Origin of the sequence: Variovorax brevis (assembly GCF_030317105.1) — a bacterium.
Lineage (GTDB): Bacteria > Pseudomonadota > Gammaproteobacteria > Burkholderiales > Burkholderiaceae_C > Variovorax > Variovorax brevis.
Window position 1 is genome coordinate 392,284 of sequence record NZ_JASZYG010000006.1, and the last position, 14,185, is coordinate 406,468.

Genomic DNA, 14,185 nt, shown 5'->3' on the forward strand with positions numbered 1-14,185 from the left:
ACCCCAACCCTCTCCCCGGAGGGGAGAGGGAGCAAGTCAAGCCCTCATCCACAACGTTACGGTGTGGATGATCAACCCCACCAGCCCCCCCACCAACGTGCCATTGATCCGTATGAACTGCAGGTCACGCCCCACGTTGCGCTCCAGCTCCAGCGTCATCTCCCCGGTATTCCACGCATTCACACGCTCCTCGATGTAGCGGCGGATGTCTTCGCGGTACCGGTCGATGGCCATCGGCGCGCCCGAGGTGATCTGCTCGTTGATCCACTGCCGCATCCGTTCATCGGCTTGCAGGCGCTGGCCCAGCGCGGCGGCCATCTCCGCGATGCGCAGGCCAATGGCGGAGTCGGGCCGCCCCAGATCGGCGTGCAGCCACGCCAGCAATTCGTCCCACAGGCCGTGCAGGTAACTGCCCAGCGAGGGATGGGCCAACACCTCGGCGCGGATCTTCTCGCCGCGCGCCTGGAAGTCCGGGTCATGCTGCAGGCGTTCGATGAACTCGCGCGTGAAGGTGTCGAAACGATGGCGCAGCGGATGGTCCGGCTGCGTCGCCAGGTCGCCGATGGTGTTGGCCACCGCTGCCACGATCTTGCGCGTCGCCATGCGTGCCGCCACCTGGTCCAGGCCCACGTAGCGAAGCGCCTTGATCTCGCGGGCGATGGCCTCGGTGATGTGCTCCTGCACCGCCTCGCCTTCGACCACGCCGGCCACCTGCCGCAAGACGTCATCCAGCAAAGCCTGATGCCGCCCGCCCTCCGTGAGCGCATCGAGCGCCTGTCCCGCCAGCCGCGAAAAATCGATCTTCGCGATGCCGGCCGCAGCCGCCTCGCCAAGGAATGCGCGCACCCGCGCATCGTCGAAGGCCGACAAGGCATAGCGCGCCGCCGCCACGCCAAAGCCGCCCAGCCGCTCTGCATTCGCCGGTTGCGCCAGCCAATGCGCCAGGCGCGACGCGGGATCGTATTTCTCCAGCTTGGCCAGCACCTGCGGCGTGCTCAGGAAGTTGTTGCAGATGAAGCCTGCCAGGTTGGCGCCGATGCGGTCCTTGTTCGCCGGAATGATGGCGGTGTGCGGAATCGGCAAGCCCAGCGGGTGTCGGAACAGCGCCGTCACCGCGAACCAGTCCGCCATGGCGCCGACCATGGCCGCTTCGGCAAATGCGGCGACGAAGCCCCACGCCATGTGTCTGCTCTCCATCACCGTCGCGAGCGCATACACGCACGCCGCCACGACCAGAAGGCCGAAGGCGAGCCGCTTCATGTGCGCCAGCCGGCGCGCCTGGATTTCCCTTGCGTCTTGCATCCGGACCGAGTGTCGCTCAGTCCAGGGAGCGCGTGAGTGCCAAGCCGCGAATGAAGACTTCGCAGCGGGCGAGCTGGTCGAGCGTCACGTATTCATCCGGCTGATGCGCCTGCAGGATGCTGCCCGGCCCGCACACCACGGTCGGAATGCCTGCGCCCTTGAAGATGCCCGCTTCGGTGCCGAAGGCGACCTGCGTCGTCGTGGCCTGCCCTGACAACCTTTGCGCCAGCCGCGTGATCGGATCGCGCGCAGAGCCCAGGAAACTCGGGATCTCGCAGATGGTCTCGAAGCTCACGCCGGTGTCGGGCGCGACCTTCTTCATGCGTTCCTCCAACTGCAGCGCATACGCCTCCACGTCGCGCTGCATCAGCGTGGCGTCGGCCGTGGGGAGGTTGCGGAATTCATACCGAAACTCGGCGTCGCGCGGCACCACGTTGTCCGCGATGCCGCCATGGAACTGGCCCACGCTCGCGGTGCTGAAAGGCACGTCGAAGCCGGCGTGGCGCGGCTCGTTGCGCTCGAAGTCTTCCGCCATGTCGCGCACCTTGCCCACGATGCGCGCTGCCATCTCGATGGCGTTGACCGACTGCGGCGTGAGCGATGAATGCGCCTCCTTGCCGCGCACGCAGCAGCGGTAGCGGTACACGCCCTTGTGCGCGATGGCCGGCACCATGTTGGTCGGCTCGCCGATGATGCAGGCCATGGGCTTGATGCCCGAGTCCTTCATGTCGGCAATGAGTTCGCGCACGCCGAAGCAGCCCACTTCCTCGTCATAGCTGAAAGCGAAATGCACCGCGAAGGGTGCATCGTTTTCCATGAAGCACTCCGCATTGGCGAGCGCGACGGCAATGAAGCTCTTCATGTCCGCCGAGCCGCGGCCATACAGGCGCGGGCCGCTTTGCTCGAAGCGCCCGTCCTCCCCTTCCTCGCCCGGCCAGTCCTGCACGCTGGCGGACAGCGGGTCCACGTTCCAGTCCTGCCCGTCCCACGGCACCGTGTCGGTGTGGCCCGAAATGATGACCCCGGCGCGCCTTCCGGCGCCCAGCGTGGCAAAGAGATTGGCCTTGGTCTTGTCGGCGTTGTAGGTCAGGCGGCTGCGGATGCCCAAGCCAGCCAACTGGTCGCGGACAAAGTCGATCAGCTCCAGATTGCTGTTGGCGCTGACCGTGTTCATGCGCACCAGGGTCTGGGCCATCTGGAGCGCGCGGGTAGAAAGGACGTGTGACATGCCGCGCTATTTTCATGTAAGTCGAACGGGTTCTTGCAGGCTCCGAGGAGCTATGCATGTCAGCCAGTAACGGGCATGGCGGCGCAGGACATCGCCCGCACGAGGCGCGTGAGTAATGGCATACATCGCCGGCCCGCGCCCCAAAAGTCTAGACTGTGCGCCATGAAACTCATCGACTCCCTCGTCAACCAGGCGGCGGGCATCGCCGCGGTGCGACGTGACCTGCATGCCCACCCCGAGCTTTGTTTTCAGGAAGTGCGCACGGCCGACGTGGTCGCCGCCAAGCTCACCGAATGGGGCATTCCCATCCATCGCGGCCTGGGCACCACCGGGGTCGTCGGCATCGTCAGGAACGGCACCAGCAGCCGCGCCGTCGGCCTGCGCGCCGACATGGACGCCCTGCCCGTCACGGAGCTCAACACCTTCGAGCATGCCAGCAAGCACCCCGGAAAGATGCACGCCTGCGGCCATGACGGCCACACGGCAATGCTGCTCGCGGCGGCGCAGCATCTGGCAAAGAAGCGCAACTTCGACGGCACGATCTACCTGATCTTCCAGCCCGCCGAAGAAGGCGGCGGCGGCGCGCGCGAGATGATCAAGGAAGGCCTGTTCAAGGAGTTCCCGATGGAGGCCGTGTTCGGCATGCACAACTGGCCCGGCATGAAAGCCGGCCAGTTCGCCGTGAGCCCCGGCCCCTGCATGGCGTCGAGCAACGAATTCCGCATCGTCATCCGCGGCAAGGGCGGCCACGCGGCGCTGCCGCACACCGGCGTCGACCCGGTGCCGATCGGTTGCGAGATGGTGCAGGCCTTCCAGACCATCCTCACCCGCAACAAGAAGCCGACCGACGCAGGCGTGATCTCGGTCTCCATGTTCCACGCCGGCGAAGCCGCGAATGTGATTCCCAACACGGCCGAGCTGCGCGGCACCGTGCGCACCTTCACGCTGGAGGTGCTGGACCTGATCGAATCGCGCATGAAGCAGATTGCAGAGGGCCTTTGTGCGGTGCACAACGCAGAGTGCGAATTCGACTTCTTCCGCAACTATCCGCCCACCATCAACACGGCCGACGAAGCCAACTTTGCGCGGCGCGTGATGGCCGGCATCGTGGGTGAAGAGAACGTGCTGCCGCAAGACCCGGCCATGACCGCTGAAGACTTCTCCTTCATGCTCCAGGCCAAGCCGGGCGCCTATGCCTTCATTGGCAACGGCGACGGCTCGCACCGGGCCATGCACCACGGCGGCGGACCCTGCATGCTGCACAACGCGAGCTACGATTTCAACGACGACCTGATTCCGCTGGGCGCGACGATGTGGGTTCAGTTGGCCGAGCAGTTTCTCAACGACCCGGCCAGCGCGCCGAAAGCACGATGATCGGAAATCCCCAGGCGTTTTCGCCCATGTACGCGCAGGCGCGGCAGAAGTTCCTGCAAGCCTGTGTCGCAGCCGGCATCACGGTGCAGGCGCATCCGCATCCGCTCAAGGGCCGCGAGGGAGAAGATCTCTCGATGGACGTGGCGCTCGACGGGCCGGCGGACGCCCGTCATCTGCTGCTGGTGACCAGCGCCTGCCATGGCGTGGAAGGTCACTGCGGCAGCGGCGTGCAGGTGTTTGCGCTGCACGACGACGAATGGCGCGACAAGGCACGGGCTGCCGGCGTGGCGGTGATGTACATCCATGCGCTGAACCCGCACGGCTTTTCCTGTGGCCGGCGCGTCACGCACGAGAACGTCGACATCAACCGCAATTTCGTCGACTTCACACAGCCGCTGCCGGTCAATGCGGCCTACGCCAAGCTGCATGCGCTCTTGCTGCCCGACGCCTGGCCACCGACGCCTGCCAACCAGGCCGACATCCAGGCGTGGATCGAAAAGCACGGCATCAAGGCCTACCAGGCGGCCGTCTCCGCCGGCCAGTACCAGTTTCCGGATGGCGTGTTCTACGGCGGTGGCGCGCCCACCTGGAGCAACCGCGTGTTCCGCCAGGTGCTGCGCGAACACGCACAGCACGCCAGCAAGCTCGCGTGGATCGACCTGCACACCGGCCTGGGGCCCAACGGCATCGGCGAGCGCATCTTTTCCTGCCGGGACGACAAGGACGCCTATGCCCGAGCCAACGCGTGGTGGGGTACGCCAGAGGCGCCGGTCACGTCGATCTACGACGGCTCATCGACCTCGGCCGTGCTCACCGGCATGGCTTTTGCCGCGATCTATGAGGAATGCCCCAAGGCGGAGTACACGGGCATTGCCATGGAATACGGCACGCAGCCCATCCTGCAAGTGACCGGTGCGTTGCGCGCCGACCACTGGCTGCACAACCACCCCCAAGCCGCGCCGGAGTTGGCCGACGGCATCCGCCAGCAGATGCTCGACGCCTTCTACACGGACACCGATGCATGGAAGGGCCAAATCATCAGCCAGGCCCGGCAGGCGATGTTCCAGGCGGTGGATGGGCTGACAGGCTGAACGCAACGCGCGGCCCGGAAGCGCTGCGACTCAGGCGTTGAGCAAGCGCTGCTCGGCAATCACGAGCAGCCCGTCCATGATCAGGCTCTCGACCAGTTCAAAGCTGGTGTGCATCGACGGCGCCATCTTCCAGCCCGCCCCGCCCGTCATGTAGCGCACGGGCTCCATGCCGCAGTGTTCGCGCACGTGGTGCACCATGCGCTCAACCGCACCGGCGATCGCATAGGTGCCGCCGCTGGTGAGCGCGTCGCTGGTGTTGGTGGGAAAGGGCGTGACCTCGCCGGTGGGCACGTGCAGGCCGGCCGTGCCGGATTCGAGCGCGCGCAGCATGATCCCGTGCCCCGGAAGAATGAAGCCGCCCAGGAACTTGCCATGGGTGTCGACCGCCTCCACCGTGACCGCCGTGCCGATGAGCACCACCACCATCGGCCGCGGCGGCCCTTCGGCCAGCATGCGATGTCGCGCGCCGATCATGGCCACCCAGCGATCGGCACCCAGGCGGGTGGGATGGTCGTAGCCGTTGATGACGCCGGCTTCGGCCAGCGTGGGCACCACCCAGCGCGCGGCGCAGTCGAAGCGCTCGTGGATCTGCTCCTCGGCGCGCCGCCTCACGGCGTCGCCGGCAACCACGCAGCCCAGCATCGACGCGGGTGGCGGCAGGTCGGCCCATGGGCCCTCGGCGAGTTTCTCGATGTGGTCCAGAAACTCGGCGCCATGCGCCAAAACCGCCGCACCAGGGTGCGGCGCGCCGTAAAGCGCCCACTTGAGGCGGGTGTTGCCGATGTCGATGGCGAGGAATCCCATGCGCCGCATTATGCGGACCCACCGTTTGCATTTGCTTGCGTACCCATCCGAAACGTGACGTCCGGCCTTCATGTTTCGCCGCTAAAGTGGCCCGTCGAACCATCCACACACCCTTTGAAGGAGAAGTCACATGGGTTTGCTCAGCTTTATCAAGGACGCAGGTGAAAAGCTTTTTGGCGGCTCGTCGGCCCATGCGGCCACGCCCGCTGCCGACCCGGGCGCGGCCAATGCGGCAGCCGGCACGGCCATCAAGACCTACATCGACAAGCAGAACCTGGGCATCACGAACCTGGCGGTGGCGTTCGACGGCGCATCAGGCCAGGTCACGCTCACGGGCGACGCGCCCAACCAGGCGGCCAGCGAAAAAGCGACCCTTTCCGCGGGCAACGTGAGCGGCGTCGTTCACGTGGAAAACAAGCTTGCCGTGGCAGCCCCGGCTGATGAGGCGCAGTACCACGACGTGGTGAGCGGCGACACGCTGTCGGCCATCTCCAAGAAGTACTACGGCGACGCCAACAAGTACAACGCGATCTTCGAGGCGAACAAGCCGATGCTTTCACACCCGGACAAGATTTACCCCGGCCAAAAGCTCCGGATTCCGAAGCTCTGATCCGTTCAGTTCTGCTTCCAGGGGAGGCCGCGAAAGCGCCAGCCTCCCTTTCGCCCCCGATGGCCTTCTGAATCGGCATCGCCCTCGAATCCTTCGAGGATGTTGTAGGCCTGCACGCCCAGTTCGGTGGCGCGCTTGGCCGCGGCGATCGAACGCACGCCGCTTCGGCACAAGAGCACGGCCTTCTGGCCGGCGGGCACGGCCGCGCGGATGCCTTCGTCGAACGCGGGGTTCGGGGCCATACCCGGCCACTGCTTCCAGGCCAGGGGCACCGCGCCGGGCACGAAGCCGACCCACTCGCGTTCGGCGTCGCTGCGCACGTCGACCAACACTGCCTCGCCGGAGGCTTGCCAGCGGGAGGCCGTGTCAGGGGTGATGTCGCCCGCGTAGCCTTGGGCGGGACGGACGCTGTCAGACGCCGAAGCGTCGATGGAAGGGTTTTCGGCTTTCATGGGTCAAAGATAGCAGCACGCCTTTCCTGCGGCAGCGCAGCACGCGCGCCGCCACGTCGCCAGGCGTGTCTTCTGCGACACAGGCCGACCCGCCACGCACCAAAACTTTCAAAAACTTTGCATTGGCTTGACACCGCTTCGCGGGGGTCATGCGTTGAGTGGGTAGTCTCCGGACAAAGCCCGCCCTACATGAACTCGACACTTCACTTTTCCGGCCTCTTCCATCGCGTCTCGCGCATCCTCGTGGCCCTGGCCACCGGCTTGGCGCTGCAAGCCTTCGCGCAGGACGAAGATCCGCCCGGCCGCGTGGGCCAGATCAACCTGCAGCAGGGCACGGTGAGCATGTCGCCGGCCGGTGACGACACCTGGTACGACGCCATTGCCAACCGCCCCATCACCACGGGCGACAAGCTCTGGACCGACCGCGGCGCTCACGCCGAAGTCTTCGTCGGCTCCGCCGCCGTGCGCATGGACGGGCAAACCAGCGTCGAATTTTCAGAGCTCACCGACCAGACGCTGCGCCTGACGGTGCAGCAAGGCGTGCTGCAGGTTCGCGTGCGCGACGACTTGGCCGGCCAGCAGGTCGAGGTCGACACCGGCAACCTGGCGTTCGTCGTGCGCCAGCCCGGCGACTACCGCTTCCTGGTCAATCCGCAAGCCGACACGACGCAGGTCATGGTCGCCCACGGGGCCGGTACCGTCTACGGCGACAACGGCGAGGCGCAGGAAGTTGGCGGCCAGCAGCAATCCGTGTTCACGGGCCGCAACCTCGAGGCCGCCGGGGCGCCGGTACAACTGTCTGCCGCCTTCGACCGCTGGCTGGCCGATCGCAACCAGGTCGAAGACCAATCACAGTCTGCCCGCTACGTGTCGCGCGAGGTGGCCGGCTACCAGCAGCTCGACAACTACGGCCAGTGGCAAAACGACGTGACCTACGGGGCCGTCTGGTATCCGAACAACGTCGATGCCGACTGGGCGCCCTACAGCGACGGCTACTGGACCAACGTGGCGCCTTGGGGCTGGACCTGGGTCGACCGGGCGCCCTGGGGCTTCGCACCTTTCCACTACGGCCGCTGGGCGCGCTTTGGCCCCCGGTGGGGATGGGTGCCGGGCCGCCCGCAAGGCAGGCCGGTGTATTCGCCGGCGCTGGTGGGCTTTGTCGGCGGGCGGCCGGGCACCCCGGGTGGCGGCTTCTCGGTGGGCAGCAATCGCCCTGCCGTCGGCTGGTTCCCGCTCGCGCCCGGCGAGGCGTGGCGACCGGGCTATCGCGCCAGCGACCGCTACGTCGATCGCGCCAACCGGAACGTGTTGTTCAACAACCCCATCAACGTGCCCAACCCCAGCTACGCCAATCGCCGCGTGCCGAACGGCGTGACGGCCATGCCGGCGGACGCATTCGGCCGCGGACCCATGGGCCGGCGCGACTACATGCGCCCGCCCGAGCAGGCGGTGGCCGGCACGGCCGTCGTGAACCGTCCGCCGGTGCAGTGGCCTCCCATGGGTGGCACGGCGGGCGCCGGCGGCGCGGGCGGCGCCTTCGGGTTCATGGGGCGTCGCGCTTCGTCGGCGCCAGCCGAGATTGCGGCGCGGCAGCAAGCGATGCCATCGCAGCAGTTCCAGCAGGGACAGCACATTCCGCCGATGAACGATCAGGTCATGCGGCAGCGGGACATGTTGCGCGAGCAACGCGCCATGCAAGTGCAAGGCGGCGCTGGCGCCGGCGTTCAGGGCCAAGGCCAAGGACAGCAAGCGGCGGAGCAGGCTCGGCTGCAACAGCAGCAAGGCTTCCAGCAACGGGCGGCGCGCGAACAGCAGGATTACCAGCAGCGCGGCCAGGAGCCTTGGGCACAACAGCGGCAACAGGGCCAGTCGTTGCGCGAGGCGCAGGAGCGGCAGGGTCAGCAGATGCGGGACGGACAACAGCAGCAGCGTCAGCAATTCCTGCAGCAACAGCAGAACCAGCAACAGCAACAGCAGCAAGTGCAGATGCAGGCACAGCAACAGCAAGCGGCACAGCAGCAGGCCGCACAACAGCAGGCCGCTCAGCAACAGGCCGCGCAACAGCAGGCGCAGCGTGCCCAGCAAGAGGCAGCACAGAGCCGCATCGCCCAGGCCCAGCAACAACAGGCGGCGCAGCAACAGGCTGCACAACAACAGCAGCAGCGCGCCCAACTGGAAATCCAGCAACGCGCACAGCAGCAGAACCTGGAATCGCAGCAACGCGCCATGCAGGCGCAGCAGCAACAACAAGCCCAGCAACGCGCCCAGCAGATGCAGCAGCAGCAACAGTTGCTCAACGAGCAGCAGATCCAGCGGCAGCAGCAGGCCGCGCAACAACAGCAACAGCAGAACGCGGCGCAACGGGCGGCGCAGCAGCAACAACTGCAGCAGCAGCAAGTGCAACAACAGGCCGAGCAGCAAGCCCGCCAAGCGCACCAGGCACGCCAGGCGCAGCAACAACAACTGCAACAGCAGCAGCAACAGCAGCAGTTGCAACTCCAGCAACAACAGCAGGTGCAACAGCAACGCGTGGTACCGCGTCCGCCGCAGGGCCCGGGTGAGCCGGGCCAGTTCCGTCAGCGGCCCGGCGGCCGCCCCGACCCGCAGCAGAACTGAAAGCGAACGCATCCGCGCCCGCATGCGGCTACATTGGCCGCCTTGGGGGTACGCGATGCGTTCATCAACATCATTCGACTTTGACCTGTTCGTGATCGGCGGCGGCAGCGGCGGCGTGCGCGCCGCGCGCATGGCGGCCGCCCGCGGTGCGCGCGTGGCGCTCGCCGAAGTGGCCGAACTGGGTGGCACCTGCGTCAACGTCGGCTGCATTCCCAAAAAGCTCTACAGCTACGCGGCCGGCTATGCCGAAACCTTCGAGGAACTGGCCGGCTACGGGTGGAGCCTGCCCGGCGAGCCGCGTTTCGACTGGAAGCATCTGAAGGCACAACGCGCGAAGGAGATCGGCCGCCTCAACGAGGTGTATCGCAAGCTGCTCGAGGGGCCGGGCGTGACCATGCTGCCGGGCTGGGCGCAGTTCGTGGACGCGCACACCATCGACGTCGGCGGCCAGCGCCACAGCGCGCGACACGTCATCATCGCCACCGGCGGCATGCCTTTCGTGCCCGAGTTTCCCGGCCGCGAGAACGCTGTGGTGTCCGACGCCATGTTCGATCTCGACCCATTTCCCGAGCGGCTCGTGATCGTGGGCGGCGGCTATATCGCGTGCGAGTTCGCGTCCATCTTCAACAGCCTGGGCGCCAAGGTCACGCTGCTGCAGCGCAAGGGCCACGTGCTGAGCGACTTCGACGAAGACTTGCGCCATTTCGTGGCCAACGAAATGGGCAAGGCGGGCGTGGACATCCGGCTCAACGTACAGGTGACGTCGATGCGGCGCGACGACAAGGGCATCACCGTGGTGCTCGACCGCGGGCAGGACCTGTGCGCCGACACGGTGCTGTGCGCCACCGGCCGCGTGCCGAACACGCAGGGGCTGGGGCTGGAGACCACGGAGGTGGCGCTCGATGAAAAAGGCGCCGTGCGCGTCGACGCGCATTTCCGCAGTTCGGTGCCATCGATCTACGCCCTGGGTGATGTGTCCACGCGCCTGCAACTGACGCCGGTGGCGCTGGCCGAGGCAATGGTGGTGGTCGATTCGCTTTTTCCGGACCCGAACCGCCGCAAGCCCCGACAGCCGCCGGACTACGACTTCGTGCCGACGGCCGTGTTCACGCATCCCAACGTGGCCACCTGCGGCTTTACCGAATCACAGGCTCGCGCGCACTTCAAGAAGATCTCGGTGTTCGGCACGGAGTTCAAGGCACTGCGGCATACCTTGTCGGGCCGCACGGAGCGCACTTTCATGAAGCTGCTGGTGGACGACGCGACGGATCGCGTGGTCGGCCTGCACATGGCCGGCGCGGAGGCCGCCGAGATCGTGCAGGGCTTTGCGGTGGCCATGCAGGCCGGCGCGACGAAGGCGCACTTCGATCGCACCATCGGCATCCACCCCACGTCGGCCGAAGAGTTCGTCACGATGCGCGAGCCGATCGCGGGGTGAGTCGGGGGAGCTTCTGATGGCGTCTGTGCCACGGCGCGCGGCGCTCTCATGCACATTGTCACAAGTGCGTTGCACAATGGGCCATGTCCCATATGCCCGATTTCATCGCACCCGCCCGCTTCAACGATGCTGATGCGGCGCTCGAACAGGTCAAGCTGATTTATCGCACCGGTCTGGACCATTTACGCAACGCGATGGTGCGCTTCGTGGCCGGCGAAACGATGCCCGGCCGCGTGCGTGCCTGCTACCCCTTCGTGCGCGTGCACACGCACACCGTGTCGCGCCAGACGGTGGCCGCCAATGCGGGGCTGAGCTATGGCTTTGTCGCCGGGCCCGGCCGTTTTGAAACCACGCTGACGCGCCCCGACCTGTTCAGCGACTACTACGCCGACCAGTTCCGCCTTCTGCTGGAAAACCATCGCGTCGATCTGGAGATCGGCACCAGCACGCAGCCGATTCCGATCCACTTTTCCTTTGCCGAGAACGACCACATCGAAGGCTCGATGAGCCTGGAGCGCCGCGCGTTGATGCGCGACGTTTTCGACCTGCCCGACCTGGCGTCGATGGACGACGGCATCGCCAATGGCACGCATGAAGCGAAGCCGGGCGAAGCGCAGCCGCTCTCGCTTTTCACGGCGGCCCGGGTGGACTATTCGCTGCACCGGTTGCGCCACTACACGGGCACGGCACCGGAGTGGTTCCAGAACTTCGTCCTGTTCACGAACTACCAGTTCTATATCGATGAGTTCGTGCGGCTGGGGCGCGAGGCGATGACGGATGAGAACAGCGAATACATCGCGTTCGTCGAGCCGGGCAACGTGGTGACGCGGCGCCGTGGCCTTTCTCCATCGTCGCTGACGGGCGAGTTCGCCGAACTGCTCGACGGCACGCAGGGCACGCCGCCGCCGCGGCTGCCGCAGATGCCGGCCTATCACCTGGTGCGCGAGGATCGCGGCGGGATCACGATGGTCAACATCGGTGTGGGACCGGCCAATGCCAAGACGATCACGGACCACATCGCGGTGTTGCGGCCGCATGCGTGGATGATGCTCGGCCACTGCGCGGGGCTGCGGCCCAGTCAACAGTTGGGTGACTACGTGCTGGCGCATGCCTATGTGCGCGAGGACCACGTGCTCGATGAAGAGTTGCCGCTGTGGGTGCCGATTCCGGCGCTGGCCGAGATCCAGTTGGCGCTGGAGCAAGCGGTAGAGCAGGTCACGCAGGTCAGCGGGCCGGACCTCAAGAAGTTCATGCGCACGGGCACGGTCGCGAGCACCGACAACCGCAATTGGGAACTGCTGCCGGGCAATCAGCCGCAGCGCCGCTTCAGCCAGAGCCGCGCGATTGCGCTGGACATGGAAAGCGCCACGATTGCGGCGAACGGCTTTCGCTTCCGGGTGCCGTATGGAACGCTGCTGTGCGTGAGCGACAAGCCATTGCACGGGGAGATCAAGTTGCCGGGGATGGCGAATCACTTCTATCGCGAGCGGGTCGAGCAGCATCTGCGCATTGGCATTGCGGCGATGGGGATCTTGCGGCGCGAAGGGTCGAGTCGGTTGCACAGCCGGAAGTTGCGCAGCTTTGCGGAAGTGGCGTTTCAGTAGCGTCTTGTTCCGTGCTCGCCGCGGCGTCCCCGCTTTCCCCCTCCCCTACCGGGGGAGGTCCGGGGTGGGGGCACACCCTCCGCACCGCTAAACCGCATCCCCCACGAACTGCTCCCGAAAGGCCTCGCAAAAAGCCTCTGTGCCACTGATCGACAAGGTGAAACATCGGCGCGGCGGCTCGCCTGGTTCGTCGATGACGCCGAGGTCACTGTCCCAATCGCCGCCTTCTTCAACCGGACCACGTCGGCCCGCGAAGTCTTCGCTCGCCCAATTCAGCACTCGGGCGATTTCGGCTTCCACATCGGCGGCATATTTCAACTCGACCGACGCCATCGCATCGAACACACCCGTGTCATCCGTGCCTTCGCTGTAGTCGAACTCGAGCCAGCGCAGCGCCGTCATGGCTTGGCCACTGCGGCCGCGCGTGCAGCCGCAGCGCGCAGCTTGTCCTTCTTGCTTGGCCGCTTGCCCTTGATGCCCCCCGTAGGCGACTGAACGCCTTCAATCACAGGCACAGCCACTTCCACCGGCTCAAAGCCCGCGATGCGCTCGCGCGGCACGTGCAGACCCTGCCGCTTCTCGATGATCCTGAAGTGCGCCTCGCTGTCGGCAGGAATGAAGCTCACCGCCAGCCCGCTTTCACCCGCCCGGCCCGTTCGACCGATGCGGTGCGTGTAGTCGCTGGCCGAGCGCGGCAGGTCGTAATTCACCACCACCGGCAGCTGCGCGATGTCGATGCCTCGCGCCGCCAGGTCGGTGGCGACCACCACCTGCACGCGGCTGGCCTTGAAGTCCGAGACCACCTGCGTGCGCTTGCCCTGGCTCAGCATGCCGTGAAAAGGCTCGGCATCGATGCCGACCTTGCGCAGCTTGTCGGCCACGATTTCGGCGGCGTGCTTGGTGGCGACAAAAGCGAGCACGCGGGTCCACTTCTGCTCCTGCACCAGATGCCGCAGCAACTGGGTGCGGCGTCCGGCGTCGACTTCGATGGCGCGCTGTGCGATGTCGGGCTCGGTGGCCTCGGTGGCTTCAACTTCGATGCGAACGGGCTCGTGCAGCAAACGGGTGGCCAGCGCTTCGACGGCCGGCGCGAAGGTGGCCGAGAAGAAGAGGTTCTGGCGCTTGGGCGGCAGCACGTCCAGGATGCGTTGCAGTTCCTCGGCAAAGCCGAGGTCCAGCAGGCGATCGGCTTCGTCGAGCACCAGCGCCGACACGTTGGCGAGCTTGAGCGCGTTGTGGTCGAGCAAATCGATCAGCCGGCCCGGCGTGGCGACGACGATGTCGGCGCCACCACGAAGCGCCATCATCTGCGGATTGACGGAAACGCCGCCGAACACAACGGCAATCTTGGGGCGCTCATGCAGTTGCTGGGCCAGCAGGCGCAGCGTTTCACCGACCTGCGCGGCGAGCTCGCGCGTGGGCACGAGCACCAGCGTGTGCACCGCGCGACGCGAGCGATGGCGTGGCGCCTCGTTCCAGCGTTGGAGCAAGGGCAGCGAAAATGCGGCCGTCTTGCCCGAGCCGGTCTGGGCGAGGCCAAGCACGTCCTGCCCGCGCAGGACGGCCGGAATGGCCGCCTCCTGGATGGGCGTCGGCGTGAAGTAGCCCACGTCGGTGGCGGCGTGCACGAGGGCGGGCGTGAGACCGAGCGATGGAAATGGCATGA

Annotated in this window: 12 protein-coding genes; 6 read left to right on the plus strand and 6 right to left on the minus strand. The window is 66.4% G+C overall.

Annotated elements, in window-relative coordinates:
- Positions 1 to 36 precede the first annotated feature (36 nt).
- The gene (locus tag QTI66_RS21340; protein WP_286561872.1) at positions 37 to 1,302 is read right to left on the minus strand and encodes a DUF445 domain-containing protein; all 1,266 of its coding nucleotides are present in this window, start codon (positions 1,300 to 1,302) and stop codon (positions 37 to 39) included.
- A 16-nt stretch (positions 1,303 to 1,318) separates the two neighbouring features.
- Positions 1,319 to 2,530 (minus strand): acetylornithine deacetylase, encoded by a 1,212-nt coding sequence (argE, locus tag QTI66_RS21345; protein ID WP_286561873.1) that lies wholly within the window; start codon positions 2,528 to 2,530, stop codon positions 1,319 to 1,321.
- Between the two features lie 162 nt (positions 2,531 to 2,692).
- On the opposite strand from argE, the gene QTI66_RS21350 reads away from it, so the two are divergent.
- On the plus strand, positions 2,693 to 3,904 hold the full coding sequence (locus QTI66_RS21350) for a M20 aminoacylase family protein (RefSeq protein WP_286561874.1): 1,212 nt from the start codon (positions 2,693 to 2,695) through the stop codon (positions 3,902 to 3,904).
- Positions 3,901 to 4,995: a M14 family metallopeptidase gene (locus QTI66_RS21355; protein WP_286561875.1), complete on the plus strand. Its 1,095-nt coding sequence runs from the start codon at positions 3,901 to 3,903 to the stop codon at positions 4,993 to 4,995. Before QTI66_RS21350 ends, QTI66_RS21355 begins: the two co-directional genes overlap by 4 nt.
- Before the next feature lie 30 nt (positions 4,996 to 5,025).
- Here the strand turns inward: QTI66_RS21355 and QTI66_RS21360 are convergent, their stop codons facing one another.
- Positions 5,026 to 5,799 carry a type III pantothenate kinase gene (locus tag QTI66_RS21360; RefSeq protein WP_286561876.1) on the minus strand — a complete coding sequence of 258 codons (774 nt, stop codon included), beginning with the start codon at positions 5,797 to 5,799 and terminating at the stop codon, positions 5,026 to 5,028.
- 130 nt (positions 5,800 to 5,929) lie between these two features.
- Between QTI66_RS21360 and lysM the strand changes: the two genes are divergently transcribed.
- A complete protein-coding gene (lysM, locus tag QTI66_RS21365; protein WP_286561878.1) occupies positions 5,930 to 6,409 on the plus strand; it encodes a peptidoglycan-binding protein LysM in 480 nt (159 codons plus the stop codon).
- Positions 6,410 to 6,414: 5 nt separating this feature from the next.
- Here the strand turns inward: lysM and QTI66_RS21370 are convergent, their stop codons facing one another.
- On the minus strand, positions 6,415 to 6,861 hold the full coding sequence (locus tag QTI66_RS21370; protein WP_286561879.1) for a rhodanese-like domain-containing protein: 447 nt from the start codon (positions 6,859 to 6,861) through the stop codon (positions 6,415 to 6,417).
- 189 nt (positions 6,862 to 7,050) lie between these two features.
- Here QTI66_RS21370 and QTI66_RS21375 point away from each other — a divergent pair, with 189 nt between their 5' ends.
- From QTI66_RS21375 to QTI66_RS21385, 3 genes are all read left to right on the plus strand, one after another.
- Positions 7,051 to 9,477 (plus strand): DUF6600 domain-containing protein, encoded by a 2,427-nt coding sequence (locus QTI66_RS21375; RefSeq protein ID WP_286561880.1) that lies wholly within the window; start codon positions 7,051 to 7,053, stop codon positions 9,475 to 9,477.
- Positions 9,478 to 9,532: 55 nt separating this feature from the next.
- Positions 9,533 to 10,915, plus strand: coding sequence for a glutathione-disulfide reductase (gorA, locus tag QTI66_RS21380; protein ID WP_286561881.1), 1,383 nt, complete (start codon positions 9,533 to 9,535; stop codon positions 10,913 to 10,915).
- A gap of 83 nt (positions 10,916 to 10,998) precedes the next feature.
- Positions 10,999 to 12,519 (plus strand): AMP nucleosidase, encoded by a 1,521-nt coding sequence (locus tag QTI66_RS21385; RefSeq protein ID WP_286561882.1) that lies wholly within the window; start codon positions 10,999 to 11,001, stop codon positions 12,517 to 12,519.
- Between the two features lie 87 nt (positions 12,520 to 12,606).
- Here QTI66_RS21385 and QTI66_RS21390 read toward each other — a convergent pair whose 3' ends face one another.
- Together QTI66_RS21390 and QTI66_RS21395 are read right to left on the minus strand one after the other, a co-directional pair.
- Positions 12,607 to 12,921: a hypothetical protein gene (locus QTI66_RS21390; protein WP_286561884.1), complete on the minus strand. Its 315-nt coding sequence runs from the start codon at positions 12,919 to 12,921 to the stop codon at positions 12,607 to 12,609.
- Entirely contained in the window at positions 12,918 to 14,183 is a 1,266-nt protein-coding gene (locus QTI66_RS21395) for a DEAD/DEAH box helicase (protein ID WP_286561885.1), read from the minus strand. The genes QTI66_RS21390 and QTI66_RS21395 overlap by 4 nt, the downstream gene beginning before the upstream one ends.
- Between the last annotated feature and the right edge of the window lie 2 nt (positions 14,184 to 14,185).